This window comes from Halalkalibacter alkalisediminis, from assembly GCF_028610705.1.
In the GTDB taxonomy this organism is placed as follows: domain Bacteria; phylum Bacillota; class Bacilli; order Bacillales; family Bacillaceae_D; genus Halalkalibacter; species Halalkalibacter alkalisediminis.
This window is the reverse complement of sequence record NZ_JAQQWT010000003.1, coordinates 328,992-355,260: the sequence shown is the minus strand read 5'-3', so window position 1 is coordinate 355,260 and position 26,269 is coordinate 328,992. Positions and strand designations below refer to the sequence as shown.

Below are 26,269 nucleotides of genomic sequence, written 5' to 3'. Positions count from 1 at the left end.
TGAGCTAGGGCTTAAGAATGTAATGAAGGCGTTCCGGAGCATATTCGTTGAAAGTGATTAAATAGATGCTAAAACCATTTATTTAATAATTAGGGTGGAACCGCGGGAAAAGCTCTCGTCCCTATGTCGTTTTGGCATAGGGATGAGGGCTTTTTCTATTTCATTTATGTGCGAATGTCACCATGTAAGAATAAGGAGGTAAGTGAAAATGAATGTTCAAAATATGATATTGACCTTGCAAGAGTATTGGTCAAAACAAAACTGTATGATCATGCAAGCGTACGATACCGAAAAAGGGGCTGGAACGATGAGCCCATTTACTCTCTTACGTACAATTGGACCAGAACCATGGAATGTGGCTTATGTAGAGCCGTCCCGTAGACCTGCTGATGGGAGATATGGTGAAAACCCCAATCGTTTATACCAACATCATCAATTTCAAGTAATTATGAAACCATCGCCTATTAATATTCAAGAGCTTTATTTAAAAAGTCTTGAGGCACTGGGGATCAATCCACTAGAACACGATATTCGTTTTGTTGAGGATAACTGGGAAAACCCTACCCTTGGTTGCGCTGGTTTAGGTTGGGAAGTTTGGTTAGATGGAATGGAAATTACTCAATTTACCTATTTCCAACAAGTTGGAGGCCTAGAAGCCAATCCGGTTTCTGCAGAGATTACGTATGGACTTGAAAGACTGGCTTCCTATATTCAAGACAAAGAAAATGTCTTTGACCTTGAATGGGTGGAAGGTTTTACTTATGGTGATATCTTCAAACAGCCAGAATATGAACATTCTAAGTACACATTCGAAGTGTCAGATAGTCAAATGCTTTTTTCGCTGTTTGGTACATATGAGCAAGAAGCTAAACGAGCTTTAGATGAAAATCTTGTTTTTCCAGCATATGACTATATTTTGAAATGCTCACATACTTTTAACCTGCTTGATGCAAGAGGTGCCATCTCCGTTACAGAACGTACGGGTTACATCGGTCGTGTTCGAAACTTAGCTCGAGCTGCTGCAAAACTATACTATAATGAACGTGAGAGATTAGGATTTCCAATGTTAAAAAAGAAGGAGGGTGAAAATAATGACTAAACGTGACTTTTTATTAGAAATTGGACTTGAAGAATTGCCTGCTCGTTTTGTAACGGATTCAATGAACCAATTAAAAGATAAAATAGTAACATGGTTAGCAGAGGAACGTCTTGGGTACAGTGAAATTCAAGCCTTTGCTACACCAAGAAGATTAGCGATTCTCATTGAAGATTTAGACGAAAGTCAACCAGATGTAGAGGAAGAGGCTAAAGGCCCAGCTAAGAAAATTGCTTTTGATGATAATGGAAGTTGGACGAAAGCCGCATCCGGGTTTGCGAGAGGACAGGGAGTAAGCACGGAAGATTTATTCTTTAGAGAAGTTAAAGGCGTTGAATACATTTATGCGAATAAATTTATTCAAGGTAAAAAGACGATTGAACTACTTCCAGCATTAAAGGAAATGATCACATCTATGCACTTTCCAAAAAATATGCGTTGGGGTAATAATGACCTTCGTTTTGCTCGTCCAATTAGATGGCTTATTGCGATGTACGGCAAAGAGGTTATTCCTTTTTCGATTACAGGGATTGAAACAGCAACTAAAACTTATGGACATCGTTTCCTGGGCAAAGAAATGGAGATAAGTGAGCCTAAAGATTATGTATTCTCTTTACTGGGTGAATATGTCATTGTGAATCCAGAAGAGCGAAAGAGAGCGATTCGAAATCAGATTGAATCAATGACCGAAGGGAACAATTGGGTTGTTCCGATTGATGAAGAGCTTTTAGAAGAAGTAACCCATTTAGTTGAATATCCAACTGCCCTTTCCGGAAGCTTTGACGAGAGCTTTCTTCAGTTACCAAAAGAAGTGTTAATTACGTCGATGAGGGAACATCAACGTTATTTCCCAGTCCAAGATCAGTCAGGTGATTTACTACCCTTTTTCATTACCGTGAGAAATGGTGATCATCAACATCTAGACAATGTTTCAAAGGGGAATGAGAAGGTACTAAGAGCTCGGTTATCGGATGCAATGTTCTTTTATACAGAGGATCAAAAGCTTAAAATTTCTGATGCTCTTACTCGATTAGAGCAAATTGTCTATCACGAAGAACTAGGGTCTATCGGTGATAAGGTACGCCGTGTAAGCCTAGCTGTTACAAACATGTCTCAATTGTTAGCTGTAGATAACACGACTGAGAAGACAGCTAATCGAATTGCTGAAATAGGTAAGTTTGACTTAGTTACACAAATGGTTAACGAATTTCCAGAGTTACAAGGTAGAATGGGTGAAGTATACGCTGAACTAGCAGGTGAAGATCAAGCTGTCGCACTAGGAATAAATGAACACTACAAACCTCGGTTTGCTGGAGATGAGAGCCCATCGACTTTAGCTGGTACAATTGTCAGCTTAGCGGAAAAGTTAGATACGATCGTGACTTGTTTTGCAATCGGATTGATTCCAACAGGCTCACAAGATCCGTACGCTCTTAGAAGACAAGCGGCCGGAGTTGTTCAAATGGTTAATGATCATAAACTAGACGTAAGCCTTGAGCAACTGATTGAAATTAGCTTAGAAGTGGCTGAAACAAGAAAATTATTAAAACGTGAAGTGGAAGAGATTAAAACGGATTTGCTAGAATTTTTTAAACTAAGAGTAAAGACCCTACTACAAGACCAAGGGGTACAATACGATGTAATTGACGCTGTGTTAAATGATCAGATAGGTCATATACCAACGTTGATCTCAAAGGCCGTCATCATAACAGAAATGCGTCAGGAAGCTGCATTTAAGAAAGTGGTAGAAGGGTTAAGTCGTGTTACAAATATTGCTAAGAAGGCGAAAGAAAATGGAACGATCAATGTTGAATTATTTGAGAAAGAAGAGGAAACTCAACTCTATTCTCATTATAAAGAATTAGCGATGCATGTAGAGCAAGCCTTAGCTCAAGGCGATGCACAAAAAGCTTATGGAGCACTAGCGAGTTCTGAACCAATCATTAATCAATATTTCGATCACATTATGGTTATGACTGAAAATAGTGAAATTCGCGAAAATCGATTAAATCAGATGAGAGAATTGTCAAAAGTCATTCGTTCTTTTGCACAATTTCAAGCTATTGTTTTTGCCTAAAAGTTGAAAATAGAACAATTTCAAGAAATAATTGTTTGAAGTCATCGTCTTTTTCGAATCTATTTAAGAGCAAAATTGTGTAAGACGAAGATCATTCTACAAACTTCTTATTGATATTCCTTTTCATAAAGGCTTTCATTCGTATATAATAATTTCATATTAGTATGGCACTTTTGTGCTAAGGACGGTGAAAACTAATCGAACTGACAAGCCGGCAAGAAAAAATTGTAGAAATTGTAAAAAATAATGGACCTATTACTGGAGAGCAAATTGCTGACCAACTTTCATTAACACGTGCTACTCTTAGACCTGATTTGGCTATTCTGACAATGGCAGGATATTTAGATGCAAGACCAAGGGTTGGTTATTTTTATACAGGAAAATCAGGTACTCAGCTTTTAGCGGATAAAGTAAAACATATCACGGTAAATGATTATCAATCACGACCAGTTGTTGTACAGCAATCTATAACGATTTATGATGCAATATGTGCAATGTTTTTAGAGGATGTTGGAACACTGTTCGTAGTCGATACAGATACGACACTAGTAGGAGTGCTTTCAAGAAAGGATCTATTAAGAGCTAGTCTTGGAAAACAAGCACTTGAATCAATGCCTGTTAGTATTATAATGACTCGCATGCCAAATATAACTGTTTGTAAGAAAGAAGATCTAATTATTGAAGTCGCTAATAAACTAATCGACAAACAGATTGATGGATTACCTATTGTTGTAGAAGTTGATCGTGGTTCAGGTTATGAAGTGGTTGGGCGGATAACGAAAACGAATATAACCGCACTGCTTGTAGATTTAGCAAACGATGAAATGATCTAACTAATGAAGGAGGGGATGGAGAATGGAAGAAATCAAGTTGCGTCCTGTGGTCTATGTTGTCTCCGATTCAGTCGGTGAAACTGCTGAACTTGTCGTTAAGGCAGCAGCTAGTCAGTTTAGTAGTGCAGGGCTTGAAGTAAGACGCATTCCCTACGTTGAAGATAAAGAAACAATTGAAGAAGTTGTTATTTTAGCAGGGAAAGCAAAAGCATTAGTCGCTTTCACTTTAGTGGTTCCAGAGATAAAAGAACATTTACTAGCATTAGCAAAAGAAGCTAAGGTAGAGACTGTAGATATCATTGGACCTATGTTAGAAAAAATAGGAACACTGACCAATAAAGCACCTCGATATGAACCAGGCCTAATTTATCGTCTTGATGAGGATTACTTCCGTAAAGTGGAGGCAATTGAGTTTGCTGTTAAATATGACGATGGAAGAGACCCGAGGGGAATTATTCGAGCCGATATCGTCCTCATTGGAGTTTCAAGAACTTCTAAAACGCCACTATCACAATATTTAGCACATAAGCGTTTAAAAGTTGCGAATGTCCCTCTTGTTCCTGAGGTTGAACCTCCTAAAGAATTGTTTCATGTAGCACCCAAAAAATGTGTAGGCTTAAAAATTAGCCCTGAAAAGTTAAATGACATTCGGGCAGAACGTTTGAAAGCATTAGGCCTTAAAGCGCAAGCTAATTATGCTAATCTAGATCGAATCAAAGAAGAATTAGCGTATGCTGAAAAAATTATGCAACGAATCGGTTGTCCTGTGATAGATGTTTCTAATAAAGCTGTTGAGGAAACCGCTAATTTGATATCAAGTATGTTTTTAAAAAAATAAAAAGAAAGAGTACCTTGTAAAAACAAGGTGCTCTTTTTGATGAAACAGTTAAAAATCCTCTATGAAAGGATTTTTAGATTTTTTTTCGTTTCTCAGAACGGTTAATTTTACATATTAAAAAGAACCTGAGTGGGAGTCAAGGTTAGCTGAGATCTTTTTACTATGCAAAGCAGGAAAAGTTGCGTATAATAAAGAATTGTGATTCTAAAGGATTATTTTTTAGGCATAAACAAAAAAAGAACAAATAAATTTTAAAAGTCAAGACTTTTTCTTCGTTTTTTGGTAATGATAGTAAGGATAAAAAGAACGAGGTACGTAAAAGTTATTTCGTTCGACAAATATCTACGAAATTCTTTAAAAAGGTAGCAGGATTTTCGAGAGGAATGTTGAATTCAACTATTATGAATCCTTCAGAACGTACAGTATTCGTCGATGCGGATGCTTGTCCAGTAAAAAAAGAAATAGTGGAAGTGTGTGAACAGGTACAAGTTAATATGGTTTTTGTTTCTTCATATTCTCATACATTAACCCTACCGTCTACTGCAAGTGTAGTAACAGTGGATAATGAAAAAGAAGCTGTCGATCTATATTTGATGAACAAAGCTCGCAAGAATGATATTTGCGTCACGCAAGATCATGCGTTAGCTTCAATCCTGCTTTCAAAAGGAGTAAGTGTAATATCGCCACGTGGACTTGTCTATCAAGAAGATAAGATTTCACAGATGTTAGACGCACGCTACTTGTCACAAAAACAAAGGCGAATGGGTGAGAAAACCAAAGGACCAAAACCATTTCGACAAGCAGATCGAATAAAGTTTGTGGAGCAATTTCTAAAAATTCTTTCGTGAAAAGAAGGAATTTAGCAAAAAAGCTCGAATTTAACAGTTTTGTGATGGTGATGATATTGTGAGCATACGGATACCGGATGAACAGGTTGATCTTATTAGGCGCTCAGCGGATATTGTCGAAGTAATTAGTGATTATGTACAACTAAAAAAGCAAGGTCGACAGTATATTGGATTATGTCCCTTTCACGGTGAAAAGTCTCCCTCATTCTCTGTTTCACCGGACAAACAACTTTATCATTGTTTTGGTTGTGGTGCGGGAGGCAATGTTTTTTCATTTCTAATGGAACTTGAAGGACTCTCGTTTATTGAATCCGTTAGAAAACTGGGTACGAAGCTAAATATTGACTTACCCGAAGCAATGACTTCAGAAAGAAATGCTGTTGATGGGCCTCATGAAACAATGAGAACCGCACATGAATTAGCTGCAAAACTTTACTACCATGTTTTAACGTTAACGGAACAGGGAGCCGACGGTCGTGAGTATGTAAAAGAAAGAGGGTTCACCAGGGAACAAATAGAGCAATTTCAAATTGGTTTTGCACCAGACCGCTGGGATTCTCTTACTACGATTTTGGATAAACGAGAGTATTCTCTTGATTTAATGGTAGAAGCTGGACTATTAGGTGAAAGAGAATCAAAAGATGGTTATTTTGATCGTTTCCGTAACAGACTTATGTTTCCGATATGGGATGGACAAGGAAAAGTCATCGCATTTGGTGGTCGAACCGTGTCTGATGAAAAGCCTAAGTATTTAAATAGTGCAGATACTCCCATTTTTCATAAAGGACAAACGCTTTATGGGATACATTTGGCTCGTCCGTCTATACGTAAAGAAGGATCTGTTATTTTATTCGAAGGGTATGTAGATGTAATCGCAGCATGGGGAGCGGGTCTAACCAATACGGTTGCAACATTAGGTACAGCTCTAACAGAAGAGCAAGGACGTATAATAAGACGTAACGCGGAAACAGTCACAATTTGTTATGACTCTGACAATGCAGGAATTAATGCAGCTTTTAAATCAGCAAGTATTTTAAAACAAGCAGGTTGTATCATTAAAATTGCAGATATGCCTGAAGGTATGGACCCCGATGACTATATTCGTACATACGGTGCTGAACGTTTTAAATCGGATGTAATAGGGGCTAGTATGACATTTATGTCATTTAAGATGCGTTATTTGCGAAGAGGAAAGAATTTAGCAAATGAAGCAGAGCGTATGCGTTACATTGAGGAAGTTCTTTCAGAGATATCGACGCTCACTCGAGCTGTTGAACGAGATCACTATTTGCGACAAATAGCAGAGGAATTTTCACTCTCTCTTGAAGCACTGAAACAAGAACTTCAGCAAAACATTCGTTCCAACAAAAAGGAAAATCAATATTCATCGGTTGATAAACCGAAGCCAACACGCAAAACGTTTGAGACTAAAAGACTTTTGCCAGCTTATCATAATGCTGAACGCTATTTACTTGCTCACATGATGAGGGATGTTGAAGTAGCAGATGCTGTTTTGGAACGAATTGGTGGAGAATTTAATATTGATGAACATCAAGCGATAGCCGCGTACCTCTTTGCTTTTTATGGAGAGGGAAACGAAGCAAATGCTAGTCAATTTATACAAAGCTTAAAGGATGAGAAGCTTATTAGAATTACTACTGAGCTTGCCATGCTTTCGGTAAATGAACAGTATCAAGAGCAAGAGTTGCTTGATTATATGAAACAGATTGAAACTTATCCAAAGCGGGTACAAATACAACAAAAGGAACTTGAAATGAAGCGGGAACAAGATCCTCTGCAAGCTGCGAAGCTGTTAATGGAAATAAACCGTATGAAACAAGAGCTTTATTAAGTATTACGCAAGAGCTTTGGTTGTGAACAATGGAAGGAGGGGATCGAATGGCAGATAAACCATTACGCCCATTAGCGGAAGGTGAATTGTCCATCGATCAAGTAAAAGAGCAGTTAGTGGAGATAGGTAAAAAGAGAGGTGTTCTTACGTATGCAGAAATTACAGAGAAACTTGCAGCGTTTGATCAAGACTCGGACCAGATGGATGAATTCTTTGAATACCTTGGTGAACAGGGTGTTGAAGTGTTAAATGAAACGGAAGATGGTCCTAATCTCCAACAAGCAGTAAAAGATGAAGAAGAATTTGACTTAAACGATTTAAGTGTACCGCCGGGAATAAAGATTAATGATCCTGTGCGTATGTATTTAAAGGAAATTGGTCGTGTTCCCCTTCTTTCGGCTGAAGAAGAAATTGAGTTAGCAAAGCGAATTGAACAGGGCGACGAAGAAGCCAAAAGACGATTAGCTGAAGCGAACTTACGTCTTGTTGTCTCAATTGCAAAACGCTATGTCGGCCGAGGAATGCTGTTTCTTGATCTTATCCAAGAAGGTAACATGGGTCTTATAAAAGCAGTTGAAAAGTTCGACTATGAAAAAGGGTATAAGTTCAGTACGTATGCAACTTGGTGGATTAGGCAGGCGATTACTCGTGCTATTGCCGACCAAGCACGTACCATTCGAATTCCCGTTCATATGGTTGAAACCATTAACAAACTTATTCGTGTTCAACGTCAGCTTCTCCAAGACTTTGGTCGAGAACCTACTCCTGAAGAAGTTGCTCAAGAGATGGAATTGACTCCGGATAAAGTACGTGAAATCTTAAAGATCGCACAAGAACCGGTATCATTAGAAACACCTATTGGTGAAGAAGATGATTCACATTTAGGTGATTTTATTGAAGACCAAGAAGCTCTTGCTCCTTCAGATGCTGCAGCTTACGAGCTACTAAAAGAACAACTAGAAGATGTTCTGGATACACTAACAGACAGAGAAGAAAATGTTTTACGTTTACGCTTTGGACTTGATGATGGACGTACAAGAACATTAGAAGAAGTAGGGAAAGTCTTTGGAGTTACTCGTGAACGCATTCGTCAAATTGAAGCTAAAGCATTAAGAAAGCTTCGACATCCAAGCCGTAGCAAGCGTTTAAAGGATTTCTTAGAATAGAAAACACAAGTGTTCTTTTCATAGTAGAGTTCACATGATAAAAGGATATTGTTTCTATGGGTCTTGTTCAATACGATTAGCAAATGTAAAGAAACGTTCTATTTCTTTGTAGTTGTTAATCGGTGAACAGGACTTTTGTTTTGTACGTATTGGTTTGGTATTCGGAGGCAAGAGATGGACAACAAAAGAAAAGATATCATTTTAAAAGAAATTAAATATTGGAAACAGTCTAGGCTTTTACCTGAACACTACTGTGATTTTTTACTCACTCTTTATTCAGAGGGAGAAACCCTTGATCAAAGGTTAAAAGAAGACAGTCAAGTATCAAAACTTAAGCCGTTCCTTTGGTTTATAACAGCCCAAGCATTGTTTCTTTTAGCAGTTCTTGTCATTTATTTTACTGATTTTTCTTTAATAATGCAAATAACTATCTGTCTTTTTATTTCAATGACGTTATTAATCATTGCAAAAAAGTCGATAAATGAACTGTTATCTAATCTCTATTTAATGATGATCGCTTTTATTTTTCTTTTGTTAACTGTCGAGAGTGTATTAAGGTTTACGGATGGTAATTTTCACTATATACAAGTAGTTATTTTATTTCATTGTTTGGTTTGGTTTATTATTGGTTGGAAGGGGTCAATTAGATTTTTTACCATTTCAGCTGTACTGGGGTTAATCGTTTTGCTATTTTTCCTTTTCAGATAAAAGAGTGACAAAAAAAGCAAAACTAGCAAGTATCCCTTTTCATTGAGATTAATTTCGAGTAGAATGAGAAGGGAATCTTTAAGCGTCTACATAGCTGTTTGACGATATGTGTTGATCCGATATAACTGAAAAGGAGGATATGACAATGAAGGGAAGACCACTTTTACCTTTTGCAGTAACTGCAATTGTTGGTATTTTGCTTATGATTTCTCTTTCGATTGTAGGTTTAAATCAACGTGCAGAAATGAATGCAGATCCTGCAGAAGAAGAAGCGCCAACAGAGTTTGAAGACCCGGTTACAGCTGGCCAAGAGCTTGCTCAACAATCATGTATTGGCTGTCACGGTGGAGATCTTGGTGGCGGCGCAGGTCCAGCCTTAACAGGACTTGATGGAGTATATTCTGTGGAAGAAATTGCTGATATTATTTTAAATGGTAAGGGTTCAATGCCTGCTATTACTAATTTAAATGATGTTGAAGCAGACGCAATTGCACAATATCTATTAGCTGAAGCTCAATAATAGTATCAAGGCGGGAGTGGGTTAAACTCTCGTCTTTTCTTTTTGTGAGTTGAAATCCTCTTCTACAATCAGTAGTATGGTAAGAAAAAGGGTTAGAAATGATCTCATGACATAAATGGTTGGTTTAAAAAATGTAGAAACAGCACATTACTCTAAGACACATATATAGGTGATAACATGAATGAGAAACAATTATCTGAGAGACTAGTTCGAGTGGCAAGTTATGTTCCAAAAGTAGCACGAGTAGCTGATATCGGTTCTGATCATGCCTACTTGCCTTGTTATTTATGTTTACAGGATGCAGACACAACTGCAATTGCAGGAGAGGTGAATGAAGGGCCTTTTCAATCTGCTAAAAGCCAAGTGGAAAAAGTAGGTTTAGAAAATCGAATTGACGTTCGAAAGGGCAACGGCTTAGCTGTTCTTAAGCAGGGGGAAGTTAATACGATCACCATTGCAGGTATGGGTGGCGGGTTAATCGCGGAAATCCTTAATGAAGGGAAAGAAAAGCTATTAGGGGTAGAGACGCTTGTACTCCAACCTAATGTTTCAGCTGATATCATAAGAAAATGGTTGAGAGAAAATGGGTGGTTCCTTTCTGCAGAAGAGATCATAGAAGAAGATGAAAAGATTTATGAAGTCCTTGTTGCGCACCCTGGTGATGATTCAGAGTTATATAGAGAACAAACGAAAGAAAAACTCTTATTAGGCCCCTATTTAATGAGGGAGTGTAATGAGATTTTTAAGAAAAAATGGAACTATGAAGTAGCTAATTGGAATCGTATTTTAGCCAATTTTGACAAAGCCGCACAAACTGACCAGGTCAAACAAAAACGCGCATCACTTAAAGAAAAGATCAACATGGTTATGGAGGTTTTAAAATGAGCAAATACATAAACGGCCAAGCCATGATTCAACAATTTGAAGCTTGGTCGCCTAAATCCTTTGCTGTAGAAGGAGATAAAAATGGATTAATGATTGGAACGTTAAACAAACCACTCAAAAAGATTATGGTAGCATTAGATGTGTTGGAAGAAGTGATTGATGAAGCGATTCAAGAAGAAGTCGATTTAATTGTTGCCCACCATCCATTATTATTTAGACCGTTGAAGAAAATTGATGTTGATACACCACACGGCAGAATTGTAGAAAAGGCGATTAAGCACGATATTACGATTTATGCGGCTCACACTAATTTAGATGTGGCTAAGGGTGGTGTAAATGATATGATGGCTGAGGCACTTGGGTTACAACAAATTGAAGTACTTTCTCCTACTCAAACGCTGAGTTTAAAGAAAATTGTGGTCTTTGTACCAGAAACGCACGCAGTGTCCCTGAGAGAAGCACTAGGGAAAGCTGGTGCTGGCCATATCGGAAACTATAGTCATTGTACGTTTAATTCTGAGGGGGAGGGTATATTTAAGCCCGAGGATGGCTCAAATCCTCATATTGGCCAGCAGGGCAAATTGGAATATGTAAAAGAAATAAAAGTAGAAACGATCATACCAAGTCATCTTCAAAAGAAAATTATTTCAACGATTATAAAAAACCACCCATATGAAGAGCCTGCTTTTGATATCTATCCGCTAGACAATCAAGGGGAGATGCTCGGACTTGGACGAATAGGTATTCTTAAGAGCGAGAAAACGTTAGCTGAATTCGCTTCTCATGTTAAAGAGGTCTTTGATGTAAAAGGGGCTCGAGTTGTTGGTGATTTACAGACTATTGTTCGAAAAATAGCGGTTTTAGGTGGAGATGGTAACAAATACATGAACGATGCGATCTTTAAAGGGGCAGATGTATTTGTAACAGGAGATGTCTATTATCATGTAGCTCATGACGCGATGATGGATGGATTAAATATCATTGATCCAGGCCATAACGTGGAGAAGATTATGAAGGACGGGGTAAAGCAATTCTTTGAACGTTTCTTAGAACAAACAAAATACGATACAAAGGTCATAGCATCCAAACCCAATACAGACCCGTTTCAATTTGTATAAGAGAATAGAATCCAAAACAGGTTAGTCTTTACCTGTTTTGGACTCTATTCGAAGCAATGAATTCACTTTTTTTATTAAAAAAGCCATCCTAGTCGTAACGAAACTAAATGCCAGAATATCAGTATATTAATCTTCTGCTTACACAAAAAAACGAATAAGGCACTTATTAATAAGTGTTCCTTATTCGGTCTATAGTTCACCACTAAGCTAGTACGATAACTGGTTTACTTGGTTTTAAATGATAATTGTTCACCATTCGTTTCAATGACCTTTTTATACCAGTTAAATGAATCTTTCTTATATCGCTTCATCGAACCGTTTCCCTCATTATCACGATCGACATAAATCATACCATAACGTTTTTTCATTTCACCTGTTGTAAATGAGACGATATCGATGATTCCCCATGGCGTATAACCCATTAGATCAACCCCATCGTACGTTACGGCTTTTTCTAATGCTTCGATATGTGATTGTAAATAGTCAATTCTTTGTGCGTCATAGATGGAACCATCTTCTTCTACAGTATCGATAGCACCAAGTCCATTTTCTACGATAAATAATGGAATTTGGTATCGATCATAAAAACGATTTAATGTATATCTCAATCCTGTTGGATCAATCGCCCATCCCCAATCACTAGATTTAATGTATGGGTTCTCTACACTATTAGGTAAGCCGCCGTTTACGACATCTCCCGAATTGTCATTTACTACATCACTTTTAACGGTTGTGGACATATAGTAACTGAAACCTAAATAATCAACCGTACCATTTCGCAAGATTTCCGCATCTCCGTCTTCGAACTTGATATTATATCCTTCCCTTTCAAATTCTTTTAACGCATAGCTAGGGTAATAGCCGCGAACATGTACATCAGGAAAGAAGTAGCGTTGTCTCATGACTTCTTCGGCTAACATTACATCTTCTGGATTTGATGAATAAGGATAGATCGGTACATGTGAAACCATTGCTCCAATTTGGAAGTCTGGGTTAATTTCTTTTCCTTTTGATACAGCTAAGGCACTTGCAAGTAATTCATGATGGCCCGCTTGATACATGACTTCTTTAGCGTTTTCACCTTTTTCGACCACAACACCTGAGTTGGTCCATAAGAATAGTGGATTATTCACATCCATTTTGTTATTGATTTCGTTAAAGGTCATCCAGTATTTCACTTTATCCTTATAACGATCGAAACAAACTTCAGCGAATTTCGAGAAAAAGTCTACTACTTTTCTGCTTCTAAAGCCGCCATATTCTCTTGCTAGATGTAAAGGCATTTCAAAGTGAGACAATGTAATGACAGGTTCAATTCCGTGCTTGAGTAATTCATCAAATACATCATCATAGAATTGTAAGCCTTGTTCGTTCGGTTCAGCTTCATCCCCTTTTGGAAAGATTCTGCTCCAACCGATCGAAGTTCTTAAACATTTTAATCCCATTTCAGCAAATAACGCGATATCCTCTTTATAGTGATGATAGAAATCAATGGCTTCATGGTTCGGATAAAATTCATTTTCTTCAATGGTATCTGTGATTTTTCTCGGTACGCCATGTGCCCCTGCTGTCATGACATCGACTACACTTGGTCCTTTACCTCCTTGATTCCATCCACCTTCGAATTGGTGAGCGGCCAAAGCTCCGCCCCATAAAAAATCTTTTGACATTTTTCCCATTTTTTATTCCTCCTTATTTCACTACCGTAAATAATTCTTGGTCTAATGCACTTGTAATTTCCTTATGGCTTTCAATGATTACTTCTTTATAAGCATGTGAATTCGTTATGATCATAGATGTAAAGATTTTTAATCCTTCTTTTAGAATTAGTTCTTTATCAAAATCAATAAGTAAGTCACCTTTTTTGAATTTATTGCCATCTTCTACATGTAACGTAAAAGGCTTTCCATCTAATGTCACTGTATCTAAACCCATATGCACAAGTAAAACTCAACCCACCTGTGTCTGAACGTAAGCCAATTGAATGCTTTGTAGGGGCAATCATTACAACCGTTCCAGCAAACGGAGCAAATAATTTGTTGTCGGATCTCAATCGCTCCCCCTTTCCCCATAGCACCTGAGCTAAATACTTCATCCGGAACCTCTAAAAGTGGGATGATCTTCCCGCTAAATGGAGCATCTATGGTTTCTTCATTTTTAGAATGATGGGTTTGTACATTTCCTCTACTTTGTCCTTGCTTTTCTACTATGTCACTGCCTGCTTTTTGGGATGTTTCTTCACCATATCCGGATATTTGAATTAAAATGACAGGAAGAATAATGGCAAATGGCAACCCCAATTAAAATTCCCCAAATCGACATCGGATAGTCTAAATTGATCCCAATTATGATGGTTAGCGGACAACTTGGAATTGGTCGCTGTTTTCTACTACTGTAATTACGCCAGGCATTGATGCTACTTTTTCTTTTGCTTTTGAGTTAGATCGCTTCAGTACTAATCGAAGTCTGGTTGCACAACGTGTGGCTCCAATAACATTCTCTTCTCCGACAACAGCTTCTAAAATGTCTTTCGCAAGCTTTGAATAATCTCTAACTTTTCCTGACATCTAAATCCCCCCTTCATTTCTTTGTACACTCACATTATAATTATACAGGTATAATCAATAAATAACCAAATAATAATTTTGTAAATATATAATTTAATTGGATGAGCTTTTGAAAAGTTTATGCTATAATTCTGTTATTAAAGTGAGATAAACCAACTAAACGGGGAGTGCCTATGTTAAAGTACCAGCAAATCGCAAATGAAATTGAGAAGTATATAGAAGAACATGCGCTTCAACAAGGAGATAAGCTACCCGTATTGGAAACCTTGATGACTCATTTTGAAGCGAGTAAGAGTACGATTATTAAATCCTTAGATCTATTGGAGAAAAAAGGGGTAGTGTTTCAAGTCAGAGGCAGTGGAATTTTTGTTAGAAGGCATAAGAGGAAGGGATATATTAGTCTCCTTTCTAATCAGGGGTTTAAAAAGGATCTTGAAGATTTTAACGTAACGTCAGAAGTGATTGAATTAGAAGTAAGGAAACCAACAGAAGAAGCGGCCCTTAATTTAAATATCGAACCAGGGGATGATGTCTATTATGTAAAAAGAGTTCGATATATTAACGGGCAAACATTATGCTTAGAAGAATCGTTTTATAATAAATCGATCATTACCTACCTAAATACCGAAATTGTTTCTGAATCGATCTTTAATTATATTAGGGATGCATTAGGATTAAAGGTCGGTTTTTCGGATATATACCTTCAAGTAGATAAGTTAAATGGGGAAGAAGCCAATTATTTAGGTTTGCCAAATCGGTCACCTAAACTTTGCGTTGAAACCATTTTTCATTTAACGAATGGCCAACCATTCGACTTCTCAAAAATCACTTATAACTATCAACAATCGCAGTTCTTCATCCAAGCGAATAGTCATTTTTTATAAAGGATATGTGTAAGCTTGTATTCCAAATTTAATTGAACATCCGACGGGGTTTTTTGCTAAAAGTAATTGAATAAGCGTAGCAAATAAAAAAACTAAAAAACTGCACCTCAAATGTTAGAGAATATCCAACAATTGAGGTGCAGTTTACGTTTTTTTCCAAAGTATCAGAATTTACTTAGATCATCAAAATTGGCTTTTTATCATTACTGCTTCGTCTTAACTTTAGGAAGAATCTTTTGGAGTGTAACTTTACGTTCAAGTGTCCAAGTAGATTCGTCTTTGGAGTCGTACTTTTCTAAAAAGGAAATAACCTCTTTTGTAATGGGTGTAGGAGTAGAGGCACCTGATGTAACACCCACGATTTCCACACCGTTTAACCACTCGAGTTTCAATTCAGAGATGTCCCCAATCCGGTAAGCGGTTGTTCCTGCTATTTGCTCAGACACTTGTGCTAAGCGATTAGAATTGTTGCTTTTTGGGTCACCTACTACAATGACAAGGTCACACTCTTTTGCTTGTTCAGCAACAGCCTCCTGTCGAACTTGAGTAGCAAGGCATATTTCATTATGAACCTCGGCACTTGGATAGACAGTCATGGCTTTTTTCATAATGTCACTAACATCCCATTGGCTCATGGTAGTTTGATTGGTAATAATGATTTTATCTGTTGAGATCGCTAAATTTTCAACATCCTCAACTGATTCGACAAGGTGAACAGATTCAGGAGCTACACCCATGGCACCTTCAGGCTCTGGATGTCCTTTTTTTCCGACATAAATAATTTCGTACCCTTCAGCTACTTGATCACGAATTAAATCATGAGTACGGGTCACGTCAGGACAAGTGGCATCAACAACCGTTAAGCCTTTTTCTTTCGCTAATTTCCGTACTTCAGGTGAAACCCCGTGTGCCGTAAAAATCACGGTTCCTTTATCGACTTGATTTAAAATCTCAACACGATTCGGACCATCTAAGGAGATAATACCATCTTCTTCAAATGCATCTGTAACATGCTTGTTATGAACAATCATTCCTAAAATATAAATCGGTCTTGGTAAATCCAAGTTTGCAGCAGCTTGTCTAGCAAGAACCATAGCATCAACAACGCCGTAGCAATATCCTCTTGGAGAAATTTTCTTTACATTCATGAAAGGCCTCCTACTAATAGAACGATTTAGTAAAAAAGTTCTTCTAAAAAAGAATAGCACCATCCGTATATTAACGAATGGTGTAATCTTTACCTATTATTTAGTATAAAGGAGTTTCTAATCAGTGACAATGCTTACGCTTCTTTTAACTCTGTAAGGGCATCATCTATGAATTCATATGCTTGCTCCTCAGTCATATCGTTAACAAGAACTAATTCGCTAGCAATCATTTGGCGAGCTTTCTGAAGGTGATTACGGTCTTGGATGTGGAGGCCATTTGCCCGTTCTGTTTGTTTCCTTGAAAGAGAAGAAATCAAGTGAGCTGCATCAATGATACTTCCGCTCTTTAAGAGATTTTCGGTCTCACGAGAGAAGTGACTTGTAGAAGGTGGAATGTCAGGTCCGTTTTGCAAAGCATCTACAAGTGAATCTAACTCTGATTGGTCTATAATCTTACGTAATCCAGAATCATTAATTTTGCTTTCTGGAAGCATAAGCTTCACATCAACGAGTGGAAAATTAAGAATAAAATAAGAGTGCGTTTCTCCTAAAACATCCTTTTCTTCTATATCTTGAATTGTTCCAGCACCGTGATAAGGATAGACTACGTGATCGCCAACTTTAAACATGGGCATTCCTCCAATCGGGTTGTAATCACAGTATAACACAAAAAAAAGCAAAAGTAAATTTTACTATCAAAAGGCGATTCTTGTCAATAAAAAAATCAGGAAATTATCATCTATTTTTGTTCACTGTTAGTTTATCCCATTAACGGTTAAACATACAACTTAGGTGCTGGTATTCCGTCAATGGTTTTGGGTTTTATAACTGTAGGTGTAATACCCTTAGAGGACGGAGCGCGTTCTATAGAATTTGAAAAAGATTCTTCATCTTCAATTGGTATTTCAGTTGCGACTGGAACATTCATTGGTTGCTCTGGTGATGGATTTGAATCATCTGTTGAATTGGTACTTCTCATAATTTTCCATAAAGCGGGTGCATTACGAATGAGAGGCCCATATTGATGAATCATTGGCATAACCTGTTGGGTTAAACCTAACACTTTTTGGGCGTTTGTTAATATTGTAGTAAAGTTCATCCCACCGGCTGCGCCAGCGGATGAAAATCCGCCCATTGCGGGAGCACTAGCCATATTAGATGCACCACCACCTAAGCCGCCTAGTAGCCTTGAGAGCACCCCTCCTCCTCGCATTGCCTGACTTCCAACTCCAGCCATAGGTGACATGTGACCTCCTGGTAACATGTTGGCTGCTTGAGACATGCCTTGCATCGGAGCTTGCATGGGCATTGAACTAAATGGTGGGCCAAAAAATGGTTGCATGTAAAAGTCTCCTTTCCTAGTTTAAAGCAATCTAAATAGTGTACCTTTAGTCATTTTTGGGAAGAATAAAATAAGCTAAAACACCGAAAATATTTTTCTTATAATTAGATATATGCAATGAATGATTTGGCGGTGAGTTCTAAGGTAGAAATATCATATTAGCCACGATCTGACAAAGTATGATAAAATGAACTATTGCACAAAGGAATCGGAAGGAAGATGAATTTATATTATGAAATCAGAAAACTTTAAGAGATTTGAATTGAAACCCTTTTTAATTGAAGCGTTAAGTGAACAAGGGTTTACGTTGCCGACAGATATACAGGAACGTTTAATACCAGCCATTCGAAATGGACGAGATGTGATTGGACAGTCACAAACGGGAACGGGAAAAACGTTATCGTTTCTCTTACCAATTCTAGACAGAATTGATTCGCAAAAAGATGAAGTACAAGCGGTAATTACAGCTCCAACTCGAGAATTAGCGGGGCAATTATTTGATGAGTTAAAAAAACTTTTAAATTTCTGTCCTGAAAACGAACAAATTCATGCCAAGCTGTTAGTCGGTGGAACAGATCGCGCTCGTGCTGTTGATAGCCTGAAAGTACAACCCCATATAGTTGTAGGAACTGCAGGTCGTATGGCAGATTTAATAGATGATCAAGCACTTAAGGTGTACACGGCTTCAATGCTTGTAGTCGATGAAGCCGATCAAATGTTAGATATGGGATTTATAGCGGATGTTGACAAGGTAGCATCTAGAATGTCAGAGAAATTACAAATGATGGTATTCTCTGCTACAATTCCAGAAAAATTGCAACCATTTTTGAAGAAATATATGACGGATCCTCGTCATGTTCAAGTTGAACCAAAACATGTGACGGCAACAAAGATTGAACACCGAATTATTCCTCTTAGACATCGTGAAAAAATTAAATTTGTTGTCGACATTGCTAAGTCAATTAATCCTTATTTAGCAATCGTCTTTACGAACACAAAAGAACAAGCCGATGAAGTAGCAGATGCTATGTATGAAGCTGGTTTAAATGTTGAACGTCTTCATGGTGGTCTTCAGCCAAGACAACGAAAGCAAGTTATGAAACAAGTTAAAGAGGTTAAAGTACAATATTTGGTGGCAACTGATTTAGCGGCTAGAGGAATTGATGTTAAGGGTGTTACTCATATTATCAATTTCGGATTGCCGCAGGATTTGGATTTTTATATTCACAGAGTTGGTCGGACGGCTCGCGCAGGTATGGATGGAATTGCGTTTACTATTTATGAAGATCATGATCAGCAAGCGATAGAAAAATTATTGAAGCGTGGAGTAAAATTCACTTACTATGACTTTAAACAAGGTGAATGGACTCAATTAGATCGAGCACCACTTGGAGTACCTGGAAAGAAAAAGACACCACGTTCAGGCGAAAGCAAAACAACAACGGCTAAAAAGCCAGCTGAACAAAAACGTACCGGTGGAAAAGCGGTCGCAAAAGCAAAGGCAGTCAAACCAGGATACAAGAAAAAGGCACGCTTTAAACAAGCAAAAGAAGAGCAAAAACTAAGACGTAAAAAGAAAAAGTAAGTAGGTAAAGGGAGAGGAAATAATGAAAGTCCGTTTAGGTTCTCATGTTTCGATGAATGGAAAAAAAATGCTACTTGGTGCAAGTGAAGAAGCAGCATCTTATGGAGCAAATACTTTTATGATCTATACAGGAGCTCCTCAAAACACAAGACGCAAACCAATTGAAGAATTAAACATTGAAGCTGGACTTGCTCATATGAAAGAAAATGGGATGTCTGACATTGTTGTTCATGCACCTTATATTATTAACATTGCTAATACAACCAAACCTGAGACATTTGAGTTAGGTGTTCGCTTTTTAAGGTCTGAGATAGAACGTACAGAGGCTCTAGGTGCTAAGCAGATCGTGTTACATCCTGGTGCTCATGTGGGAGCGGGTTCAGAAGCGGGGATTCAAAAAATTATTGAGGGTTTAAACGAAGTGTTTGAAGAAAAGCGTGATGTGCAAATTGCTCTTGAAACAATGGCTGGCAAAGGGTCAGAATGTGGAAGAACGTTTGAAGAATTAGCCGCTATCATTGACGGTGTTACACATAATGAGCGTTTATCGGTTTGTTTTGATACATGTCATACACATGATGCCGGGTACGACATTGTTTCAGACTTTGATGGTGTTCTTGATTCATTTGATCGAATCATTGGGATCGACCGTTTAAAAGTACTCCATATTAACGATAGTAAAAATGAATGCGGTGCAGCAAAAGACCGTCATGAAAATATTGGCTTTGGTCATATTGGTTATAAAGCCCTACACTACATTGTTCACCATCCACAACTAGCGGATGTTTCAAAAATTTTGGAGACACCTTTTGTAGGGGAAGATAAGAAGGATAAGAGAGCACCTTATAAACATGAAATTGAAATGTTACTTACGGGTGAGTTTGATGAAGAAATTCGCAGTAAAATGATGAATTAGGAAAAGAAGCAGAAGGTTTCCCCTTCTGCTTCTTTTTTATGATATGAACCACTCTTATAGGTATTGACTAAATTGTTGTAAAAGTTGTTGAATAACAGAAGAAACATATTCATCTACTTCTGTTTGCAAACGATGGATAATTCTCTCCACTTGTGCTTGGTTTCCAACATCAATTTGTTCAGTCCGAAGAATTGCAATAACTTGTTGAGCTTGTTGGGTAGACAGTTGAATATTATACTGTGTGGCTAGGTCTAATAATTCTTTCGTAGTAAGTGAGTTGACTTTGTTGTTTACGATTTGTTGCATAAAAGCATTCATAAAAACACCTCTCTTCAAGAGTTAAACATAATGACATTTTATGAGAGAACAAGAAATATGTGCAGAAAAAAAGGAAGTTTTGCTAGTTATAGCGAATTAAGGAGTTAGAGCAAAAAATACGTAGAAGATTTAATAGATAGATGTATGAAATAGAGGGGGTGGGGTCTTATGGATAATAAGTACCTAAATCAGAAAAAAGCCCCAATAGGGAGTAAGTTTATGTCGATGGATTCAAACAAGGAAACGTCGCATCTGCAGTCACCGACTCTTACCGAGGAGAAAAAAAATGAGAGGCATTTACTAATTGAGGAATTGGGTGTTCCTTTTCTACAAGTAAATGAATATTTACAACCTCTTAGTTGGAACCAGGCTTTTTTAGACCTAACCAATATAAAAGAATCAGAATTACAAATTTTCTCCTTAGAAGAAATAGGACGCAGAAATTCGGCTATTCAATTTAGTGGCAAGCTAATTCAGAAGGCACTGAAAAGTAAATGTAAACTAGAAGAAGACTTTGAAGAAGATGATTTACTTTATCGAATAAAAGCCATACCTTTTAGTAAAGATGGAGTTGTATACTTGATATATGAAGATCGCTCTCTTCAAAAACAATTTGAAAATTTACTTACTTTTCATCATCAAATGGAAGCTGTATCTCACATCGCTGCTGGAGTAGCTCATGAATTGCGAAATCCTTTATCGGTGATTAAAGGTTTTCTACAATTAGCTAAACTGACAAATGATCATCAAAAATACTATGATACGATTATGTCTGAGCTAAATAGAATGAATGGAATCCTTGAAGACTTTTTATCGGTCTCTAGGAGAAAACTTGACCGGCGTTTACAGTCACCAGCAAATATCATGCATTCATTGACAGAAATTATAAAGGCGGAGTGTCTTCTACATGATGTGGAATTTCATTTGAAGCTAACTGAAACAGATCAGCAAGTTCATGTAAATGAATCGATGGTTAAACAAGTGATGTTGAATTTACTTCGCAATTCAGTGGAGGCTTATGGAGAGTCCAATACAAACAGAGTTCTAACAATAGAAACAAAGATAGAGAATAACCAGTATGTAATAGAGGTTCATGATAATGGAAAGGGGATGCCTGAGTCTGTACTAAGGCAATTAGGTAAGCCGTTCTTCACAACGAAAGCAAGAGGGACAGGAATTGGTATTCCACTTTGTAAAAAGATTATTGAAGATCATGGGGGAAGCTTTCACATTCAGAGTACATATAATGTGGGTACGAAGGTTGTAATAACCTTACCATTAGAAATGCAAACAGGGGATAACTCTCCATATTAGGCTTTTCTAGTTTGATGAACTAGAGTCTAATATAGAGTTATTCTTTTTTGTGTTTTTTTTATAAAATTTACTCTTTATTTACAAGAGTGTTAATTCAGACTATAATGGACTTCAAGAGAAAGTTTACTTAGGGAAACTTTTCTGCCCTGTCCTAATTTTGCACATTTTTAAGTGTTTATCCATAAGATGTTGTGATGATTTAAGATTCTCGTTAAAACTAACATCCTCGTTCATTAACGAATTATAAGGACTAAGTGTGTAAATAAAGTTGCACTATGGCAAGAATATATATGGTTGAAAGATGGGAGGAGAAGTTAATGGCTGATGTATTAAAAGTTGAATCACTTTCTGTCTATTACGAGAAAAATGAAGCTGTTAAAGATATTAGTTTTAGTGCTGAACAAGGAAAACTCATTGGAATAATTGGGCCGAATGGTGCCGGAAAATCAACCCTAATTAAGGCAATCCTTGGTCTTGAAAAAGCCCTGGGTAAAGTCACTGTATTAGGGAAAAGTGTTAAAGATGTAAGGGAAAAGATCTCCTATGTTCCTCAGAGGAATCAAATTGACTGGGACTTCCCAGTACTAGTTGAAGATGTTGTGCTGATGGGGCGTTTCACACATATTCCTTGGTATAAAAAAGCGGGGAAGAAGGATCACTTGGTTGTTACTGAGTCTCTTGAAAAGGTAGGAATGTTAGACTTTCGTAAAAGACAAATTGGTGAATTATCGGGTGGACAGCAGCAACGTGTTTTTATAGCCCGCGCGTTAGCTCAGCATGCAGACTTATTTTTTTTAGATGAGCCGTTTGTTGGTATCGATGTAACATCTGAAGAGATTATTATCCATTTACTTAGAGAGCTTAGAAACGAAGGAAAAACGGTATTTGTAGTGCATCATGATTTAAGCAAAGTTGAACAATATTTTGATGAACTATTACTTATTAACAAAGAGTTAGTTGAGTTTGGTCAAGTGAAAGAAGTGTATCAACCTGACATTCTATCAAAGACATATAAGGGGAGTATCCAATTGTTCGGTGCTAATGAAAATATAATGGTGGTGAGTGATTAATGAGTAACATCATAATGTTCATTGACCAATTAACACGCTACGCTTACTTACAACAAGCGTTAATTGCAGCAATATTAGTAGGGATTATATGTGGTGTCATTGGGTGTTTTATTATTTTGCGAGGAATGGCTTTAATGGGTGACGCTATTTCCCACGCAGTCTTACCTGGTGTTGTTATTGCATATATGTTAGGAGCGAGTTTCTTTATTGGAGCAACCATTACAGGGGTTTTAACTGCGTTAGCGATCGGGTACGTTTCACAGAACAGCAGGATAAAAGATGATTCTGCGATTGGAATAATGTTTACGGCTGCTTTTGCACTAGGGATTGTAATGATTACAGGGCTTCGTGGAACAGGTGTAGACCTTTGGCATATTCTTTTTGGGAATGTATTAGCTGTATCAAGGAGTGATTTGTATGTCACTTTAGGAATTGGATCATTTGTACTGTTAATGATCATTATTTTTTATAGACCTTTACTTCTAAGTACATTCGATCCAATCATGGCAAAAGCGACAGGGATTCCAGTAAGGCTAATTCATTATTTACTTATGCTCCTATTATCGTTAGTTACAGTTGCTTCCCTTAAAACAGTTGGTATTGTTCTTGTTGTCGCCATGTTAATTACACCAGGTGCAACTGCATATTTACTAACAGATCGTTTGCCAGTTATGCTAACGTTATCTGCTCTATTTGGGGTATTGTCAGCCGTGATCGGAATGTATTATTCCGTCGTTTATGATGTAGCTTCTGGGGCATCGATTGTGCTTGTCGCTTCTTTCTTTTTCGGTTTAGCCTTTTTCTTCTCACCGAAGCAAGGAATCATTACAAAAAAATGGCGATCGAGAATGGTACAAAAAGCTTAAACTCATCAATCAAAAAAACGAAGCCGTTGGGCTTCGTTTTTTTGATTGATGTCTCAAGAAATGTAAGACTAGTAGAGACTTTTTTATTCTGCTAAGGAAGGGAAGGTCCCTTTTTAGAAGAAACTAAGTTTTATTATGTCATTCTTCACTAATTGTGAATCTAGCAGCAATTTCATGAAATTGCAATTGGCTTTGTATGGGCTGAACATGTTGAGGTCGTTTAACATAATGATAACTACCGTCTGCATTCTGTTCGCGCGTCTTTGTGTTATCACTTAAAGTAATCGTCAGAATTTCCTTAATCCGTTTTTTGTTTTGTTCACTAATAATAGGAAAGAGTATTTCAATCCGTTTATCCATATTTCGTGTCATCCAGTCTGCGGAGGATAAGTAAAATTTTTCTTCGCCACCTTGGTGAAAATAAAAGATACGGCTATGTTCTAAAAAGCGATCGACAATACTAAATACTTGAATGTTTTCGCTTACTCCCTTGATTTGAGGACGTAGACAGCAAATGCCACGGACAATTAAATCAACTTGAACTCCAGCTTGAGAGGCTTCATAGAGCTTTAAGATGATAGGTTTGTCAGTAAGAGAGTTCATTTTAGCAATGATTCTCCCGTTCCCTTGCTGTTTATGAAGGTCTATTTCTGAATCGATTAGGCTGAGAAATTTACTTCGTATTTCAAATGGAGCGATACTTAGATGATGCCAAACGGGTTTGTCACTATAGCCACTTAAAAAATTAAAAAAATTAGTTGCATCAATACCGAATTGTTCATTTGACGTAAGGTAACCGATGTCGGTGTATAATTTTGCTGTTGAATCATTGTAATTTCCTGTTCCTAAATGAACGAATCGTTGAATTTGATCGTCCTCGTGTCGGACAATAAGCGTTATTTTACTATGAGTCTTTAAAGCTGTTATGCCATAAATGACATGAACCCCAGATTTTTCTAACTTCTTGGCCCATTGAATATTATTTTCCTCATCAAATCGTGCCTTTAATTCCACTAATACAGTCACTTGTTTACCGTTTTCTGCTGCTAGTGCCAGAGCATTAATAATAGGAGAATCTCCACTTACACGATAAAGAGTCTGTTTTATAGCAAGTACATTCGGATCTTCTGCTGCCCTTGCTATAAAATCAATAACAGGTTGAAACGATTCATATGGATGGTGGAGAATAATATCTCGCTTAAGGATAGCTTGGTAAATATCCTCATCTCCCATTAAGTCTTCAGGTGGCTGAGGAATTAGAGTCTCATTGGCTAAATGCTCGTGATCCTTTGCAAGTTGTCCGTAAAGTTTAAATAAGAAGGATAAATCCATAGGTCCCTTTAATGAATATACATCATTTTTATGAAGTTCTAACACGTCTAATAAGAGATTTAAGACATTCTGATCCATCATATCTTCTTGCATTTCCAAGCGGACAGCAGATCCCCATTTACGCTTTTTTAATTCCTTTTCAATTTCAAGGAGTAAGTCACGTGCTCCCTCTTCGTGAATCGTCATATCAGCGTTTCTAGTAATTCTAAACGGAGAGACGGATTTAACCGCAAACCCATTAAATAAATCATTAATAAAATATCCAATGACATTTTCTAATAGAATAAATTGTTCTTTTTTTTCATTTGAAGGAAGTTTAATAAAACGATTTAAAACAGCTGGGACTTGAACGATAGCTAATTGTTCTTTTTCCTCCTCCCAGTTCCCAAGTTTTTTTAATACGACTGCAAGATTTAAACTCTTATTTAAAAGCATAGGAAAAGGGCGGTAAGCATCAATCGCCATCGGAGTTAAAACCGGAAATATATAATGTTTAAAACGATGTTTTAAAAATGCAATCTGCTCGGCATTGCATTCATCCATCGTCATAAATTGAAACCCCTCATGAAAAAGCATTGGGACAATGGTTTCTGTATATTCCGTATCTTGTAGACGTACTAATTTGTGGTTTTTATCAGCGATATGTTTGAGTTGCTGTTTCGGTGTTAATCCCGCCTTGTTTTCCGGTTTGTTATATCCTGCTTTCACTTGATCTTTTAATCCAGCTACTCTCACCATGAAAAATTCATCTAAATTTGAGCTGAAAATTGCCATGAATTTTAACCGCTCTAAAATAGGATTACGCTCATCTATTGCTTCTTCTAAAACTCGTTCATTAAAGGCCAGCCAACTTAATTCACGATTATTATAAAAGGTTGGGTTATTGAGATCAATGTATTCATGATTTTCATTTTCTATCATTGTACTCAACCTTTCTACTGAATTAGTCCCTTCTACATATTAAGAGGTGATTATAAATTTTATGT

24 protein-coding genes and 1 pseudogene are annotated in these 26,269 nt (G+C 37.3%); 17 read left to right on the top strand and 8 right to left on the bottom strand.

Going from position 1 to position 26,269, the window contains the following annotated elements:
• The first annotated feature begins 208 nt into the window (after positions 1–208).
• The 11 genes from glyQ (at position 209) to PQ474_RS06645 (ending at position 11,941) form a co-directional block, all read left to right on the top strand.
• The gene (gene glyQ / locus PQ474_RS06695) at positions 209–1,099 is read left to right on the top strand and encodes a glycine--tRNA ligase subunit alpha (protein WP_273841254.1); all 891 of its coding nucleotides are present in this window, start codon (positions 209–211) and stop codon (positions 1,097–1,099) included.
• Complete coding sequence (gene glyS, locus PQ474_RS06690; protein ID WP_273841253.1) at positions 1,092–3,173, top strand: glycine--tRNA ligase subunit beta; 2,082 nt, start codon at positions 1,092–1,094, stop codon at positions 3,171–3,173. Before glyQ ends, glyS begins: the two co-directional genes overlap by 8 nt.
• A gap of 197 nt (positions 3,174–3,370) precedes the next feature.
• On the top strand, positions 3,371–4,006 hold the full coding sequence (ccpN, locus tag PQ474_RS06685; RefSeq protein WP_273841357.1) for a transcriptional regulator CcpN: 636 nt from the start codon (positions 3,371–3,373) through the stop codon (positions 4,004–4,006).
• A gap of 22 nt (positions 4,007–4,028) precedes the next feature.
• Positions 4,029–4,844, top strand: coding sequence for a pyruvate, water dikinase regulatory protein (locus tag PQ474_RS06680; RefSeq protein WP_273841252.1), 816 nt, complete (start codon positions 4,029–4,031; stop codon positions 4,842–4,844).
• A gap of 383 nt (positions 4,845–5,227) precedes the next feature.
• On the top strand, positions 5,228–5,692 hold the full coding sequence (locus tag PQ474_RS06675) for a YaiI/YqxD family protein (protein ID WP_273841251.1): 465 nt from the start codon (positions 5,228–5,230) through the stop codon (positions 5,690–5,692).
• A 58-nt stretch (positions 5,693–5,750) separates the two neighbouring features.
• The gene (dnaG, locus tag PQ474_RS06670) at positions 5,751–7,544 is read left to right on the top strand and encodes a DNA primase (RefSeq protein WP_273841250.1); all 1,794 of its coding nucleotides are present in this window, start codon (positions 5,751–5,753) and stop codon (positions 7,542–7,544) included.
• Positions 7,545–7,591: 47 nt separating this feature from the next.
• Positions 7,592–8,710: an RNA polymerase sigma factor RpoD gene (gene rpoD / locus PQ474_RS06665; protein WP_273841249.1), complete on the top strand. Its 1,119-nt coding sequence runs from the start codon at positions 7,592–7,594 to the stop codon at positions 8,708–8,710.
• A 174-nt stretch (positions 8,711–8,884) separates the two neighbouring features.
• Entirely contained in the window at positions 8,885–9,418 is a 534-nt protein-coding gene (locus PQ474_RS06660; protein WP_273841248.1) for a hypothetical protein, read from the top strand.
• Between the two features lie 145 nt (positions 9,419–9,563).
• Positions 9,564–9,938, top strand: coding sequence for a cytochrome c550 (gene cccA, locus PQ474_RS06655; protein WP_273841247.1), 375 nt, complete (start codon positions 9,564–9,566; stop codon positions 9,936–9,938).
• A 177-nt stretch (positions 9,939–10,115) separates the two neighbouring features.
• A complete protein-coding gene (locus PQ474_RS06650; RefSeq protein WP_273841246.1) occupies positions 10,116–10,823 on the top strand; it encodes a tRNA (adenine(22)-N(1))-methyltransferase in 708 nt (235 codons plus the stop codon).
• Positions 10,820–11,941, top strand: a complete 1,122-nt coding sequence (locus PQ474_RS06645; protein WP_273841245.1) for a Nif3-like dinuclear metal center hexameric protein — start codon at positions 10,820–10,822, stop codon at positions 11,939–11,941. The genes PQ474_RS06650 and PQ474_RS06645 overlap by 4 nt, the downstream gene beginning before the upstream one ends.
• A gap of 224 nt (positions 11,942–12,165) precedes the next feature.
• On the opposite strand, the gene bglA is transcribed toward PQ474_RS06645, so the two are convergent.
• From bglA to PQ474_RS06620, 3 genes and pseudogenes are all read right to left on the bottom strand, one after another.
• A complete protein-coding gene (gene bglA, locus PQ474_RS06640) occupies positions 12,166–13,620 on the bottom strand; it encodes a 6-phospho-beta-glucosidase BglA (RefSeq protein WP_273841244.1) in 1,455 nt (484 codons plus the stop codon).
• A gap of 13 nt (positions 13,621–13,633) precedes the next feature.
• A pseudogene (locus PQ474_RS26570) lies at positions 13,634–14,302 on the bottom strand (PTS sugar transporter subunit IIA); the annotation flags it as partial.
• Positions 14,296–14,508, bottom strand: a complete 213-nt coding sequence (locus PQ474_RS06620) for a PTS transporter subunit EIIB (RefSeq protein ID WP_273841242.1) — start codon at positions 14,506–14,508, stop codon at positions 14,296–14,298. The gene PQ474_RS06620 and the pseudogene PQ474_RS26570, both read right to left, overlap by 7 nt.
• Positions 14,509–14,681: 173 nt before the next feature.
• Here PQ474_RS06620 and PQ474_RS06615 point away from each other — a divergent pair, with 173 nt between their 5' ends.
• Positions 14,682–15,392: a GntR family transcriptional regulator gene (locus PQ474_RS06615; protein WP_273841241.1), complete on the top strand. Its 711-nt coding sequence runs from the start codon at positions 14,682–14,684 to the stop codon at positions 15,390–15,392.
• 203 nt (positions 15,393–15,595) lie between these two features.
• Here PQ474_RS06615 and PQ474_RS06610 read toward each other — a convergent pair whose 3' ends face one another.
• The 3 genes from PQ474_RS06610 to vrrA all read right to left on the bottom strand — a co-directional run bounded on the left by PQ474_RS06610 (position 15,596) and on the right by vrrA (position 17,882).
• Complete coding sequence (locus PQ474_RS06610; RefSeq protein ID WP_273841240.1) at positions 15,596–16,540, bottom strand: 4-hydroxy-3-methylbut-2-enyl diphosphate reductase; 945 nt, start codon at positions 16,538–16,540, stop codon at positions 15,596–15,598.
• A 134-nt stretch (positions 16,541–16,674) separates the two neighbouring features.
• Positions 16,675–17,169 (bottom strand): CarD family transcriptional regulator, encoded by a 495-nt coding sequence (locus PQ474_RS06605; protein ID WP_273841239.1) that lies wholly within the window; start codon positions 17,167–17,169, stop codon positions 16,675–16,677.
• 146 nt (positions 17,170–17,315) lie between these two features.
• The gene (vrrA, locus tag PQ474_RS06600) at positions 17,316–17,882 is read right to left on the bottom strand and encodes a VrrA/YqfQ family protein (protein ID WP_273841238.1); all 567 of its coding nucleotides are present in this window, start codon (positions 17,880–17,882) and stop codon (positions 17,316–17,318) included.
• 232 nt (positions 17,883–18,114) lie between these two features.
• On the opposite strand from vrrA, the gene PQ474_RS06595 reads away from it, so the two are divergent.
• Entirely contained in the window at positions 18,115–19,467 is a 1,353-nt protein-coding gene (locus tag PQ474_RS06595) for a DEAD/DEAH box helicase (protein WP_273841237.1), read from the top strand.
• A gap of 22 nt (positions 19,468–19,489) precedes the next feature.
• The gene (locus PQ474_RS06590) at positions 19,490–20,383 is read left to right on the top strand and encodes a deoxyribonuclease IV (RefSeq protein WP_273841236.1); all 894 of its coding nucleotides are present in this window, start codon (positions 19,490–19,492) and stop codon (positions 20,381–20,383) included.
• Positions 20,384–20,437: 54 nt separating this feature from the next.
• On the opposite strand, the gene PQ474_RS06585 is transcribed toward PQ474_RS06590, so the two are convergent.
• On the bottom strand, positions 20,438–20,701 hold the full coding sequence (locus tag PQ474_RS06585) for a DUF2624 family protein (RefSeq protein ID WP_273841235.1): 264 nt from the start codon (positions 20,699–20,701) through the stop codon (positions 20,438–20,440).
• 168 nt (positions 20,702–20,869) lie between these two features.
• On the opposite strand from PQ474_RS06585, the gene PQ474_RS06580 reads away from it, so the two are divergent.
• The 3 genes from PQ474_RS06580 (at position 20,870) to PQ474_RS06570 (ending at position 23,951) form a co-directional block, all read left to right on the top strand.
• Positions 20,870–22,015 carry a two-component system sensor histidine kinase NtrB gene (locus tag PQ474_RS06580; RefSeq protein ID WP_273841234.1) on the top strand — a complete coding sequence of 382 codons (1,146 nt, stop codon included), beginning with the start codon at positions 20,870–20,872 and terminating at the stop codon, positions 22,013–22,015.
• A gap of 317 nt (positions 22,016–22,332) precedes the next feature.
• A complete protein-coding gene (locus PQ474_RS06575; RefSeq protein ID WP_273841233.1) occupies positions 22,333–23,085 on the top strand; it encodes a metal ABC transporter ATP-binding protein in 753 nt (250 codons plus the stop codon).
• On the top strand, positions 23,085–23,951 hold the full coding sequence (locus tag PQ474_RS06570) for a metal ABC transporter permease (protein ID WP_273841232.1): 867 nt from the start codon (positions 23,085–23,087) through the stop codon (positions 23,949–23,951). The genes PQ474_RS06575 and PQ474_RS06570 overlap by 1 nt, the downstream gene beginning before the upstream one ends.
• A gap of 138 nt (positions 23,952–24,089) precedes the next feature.
• Here the strand turns inward: PQ474_RS06570 and PQ474_RS06565 are convergent, their stop codons facing one another.
• Positions 24,090–26,204 (bottom strand): RNA degradosome polyphosphate kinase, encoded by a 2,115-nt coding sequence (locus PQ474_RS06565; RefSeq protein ID WP_273841231.1) that lies wholly within the window; start codon positions 26,202–26,204, stop codon positions 24,090–24,092.
• Positions 26,205–26,269: the final 65 nt, after the last annotated feature.

What these genes read in the sequence shown, in the direction of transcription:
- rpoD (WP_273841249.1), top strand. Translation starts at nt 7,592, where the DNA reads ATGGCAGATAAACCATTACGCCCATTAGCGGAAGGTGAATTGTCCATC.
- PQ474_RS06615 (WP_273841241.1), top strand. Translation starts at nt 14,682, where the DNA reads ATGTTAAAGTACCAGCAAATCGCAAATGAAATTGAGAAGTATATAGAA.
- glyQ (WP_273841254.1), top strand. Translation starts at nt 209, where the DNA reads ATGAATGTTCAAAATATGATATTGACCTTGCAAGAGTATTGGTCAAAA.
- PQ474_RS06590 (WP_273841236.1), top strand. Translation starts at nt 19,490, where the DNA reads ATGAAAGTCCGTTTAGGTTCTCATGTTTCGATGAATGGAAAAAAAATG.
- PQ474_RS06650 (WP_273841246.1), top strand. Translation starts at nt 10,116, where the DNA reads ATGAATGAGAAACAATTATCTGAGAGACTAGTTCGAGTGGCAAGTTAT.
- PQ474_RS06680 (WP_273841252.1), top strand. Translation starts at nt 4,029, where the DNA reads ATGGAAGAAATCAAGTTGCGTCCTGTGGTCTATGTTGTCTCCGATTCA.
- vrrA (WP_273841238.1), bottom strand. Translation starts at nt 17,882, where the DNA reads ATGCAACCATTTTTTGGCCCACCATTTAGTTCAATGCCCATGCAAGCT.
- PQ474_RS06570 (WP_273841232.1), top strand. Translation starts at nt 23,085, where the DNA reads ATGAGTAACATCATAATGTTCATTGACCAATTAACACGCTACGCTTAC.
- PQ474_RS06565 (WP_273841231.1), bottom strand. Translation starts at nt 26,204, where the DNA reads ATGATAGAAAATGAAAATCATGAATACATTGATCTCAATAACCCAACC.
- cccA (WP_273841247.1), top strand. Translation starts at nt 9,564, where the DNA reads ATGAAGGGAAGACCACTTTTACCTTTTGCAGTAACTGCAATTGTTGGT.
- PQ474_RS06585 (WP_273841235.1), bottom strand. Translation starts at nt 20,701, where the DNA reads ATGAATGCTTTTATGCAACAAATCGTAAACAACAAAGTCAACTCACTT.
- glyS (WP_273841253.1), top strand. Translation starts at nt 1,092, where the DNA reads ATGACTAAACGTGACTTTTTATTAGAAATTGGACTTGAAGAATTGCCT.
- PQ474_RS06675 (WP_273841251.1), top strand. Translation starts at nt 5,228, where the DNA reads ATGTTGAATTCAACTATTATGAATCCTTCAGAACGTACAGTATTCGTC.
- bglA (WP_273841244.1), bottom strand. Translation starts at nt 13,620, where the DNA reads ATGGGAAAAATGTCAAAAGATTTTTTATGGGGCGGAGCTTTGGCCGCT.
- PQ474_RS06645 (WP_273841245.1), top strand. Translation starts at nt 10,820, where the DNA reads ATGAGCAAATACATAAACGGCCAAGCCATGATTCAACAATTTGAAGCT.
- PQ474_RS06660 (WP_273841248.1), top strand. Translation starts at nt 8,885, where the DNA reads ATGGACAACAAAAGAAAAGATATCATTTTAAAAGAAATTAAATATTGG.
- PQ474_RS06575 (WP_273841233.1), top strand. Translation starts at nt 22,333, where the DNA reads ATGGCTGATGTATTAAAAGTTGAATCACTTTCTGTCTATTACGAGAAA.
- PQ474_RS06620 (WP_273841242.1), bottom strand. Translation starts at nt 14,508, where the DNA reads ATGTCAGGAAAAGTTAGAGATTATTCAAAGCTTGCGAAAGACATTTTA.
- PQ474_RS06605 (WP_273841239.1), bottom strand. Translation starts at nt 17,169, where the DNA reads ATGTTTAAAGTTGGCGATCACGTAGTCTATCCTTATCACGGTGCTGGA.
- PQ474_RS06610 (WP_273841240.1), bottom strand. Translation starts at nt 16,540, where the DNA reads ATGAATGTAAAGAAAATTTCTCCAAGAGGATATTGCTACGGCGTTGTT.
- PQ474_RS06580 (WP_273841234.1), top strand. Translation starts at nt 20,870, where the DNA reads ATGGATAATAAGTACCTAAATCAGAAAAAAGCCCCAATAGGGAGTAAG.
- PQ474_RS06595 (WP_273841237.1), top strand. Translation starts at nt 18,115, where the DNA reads ATGAAATCAGAAAACTTTAAGAGATTTGAATTGAAACCCTTTTTAATT.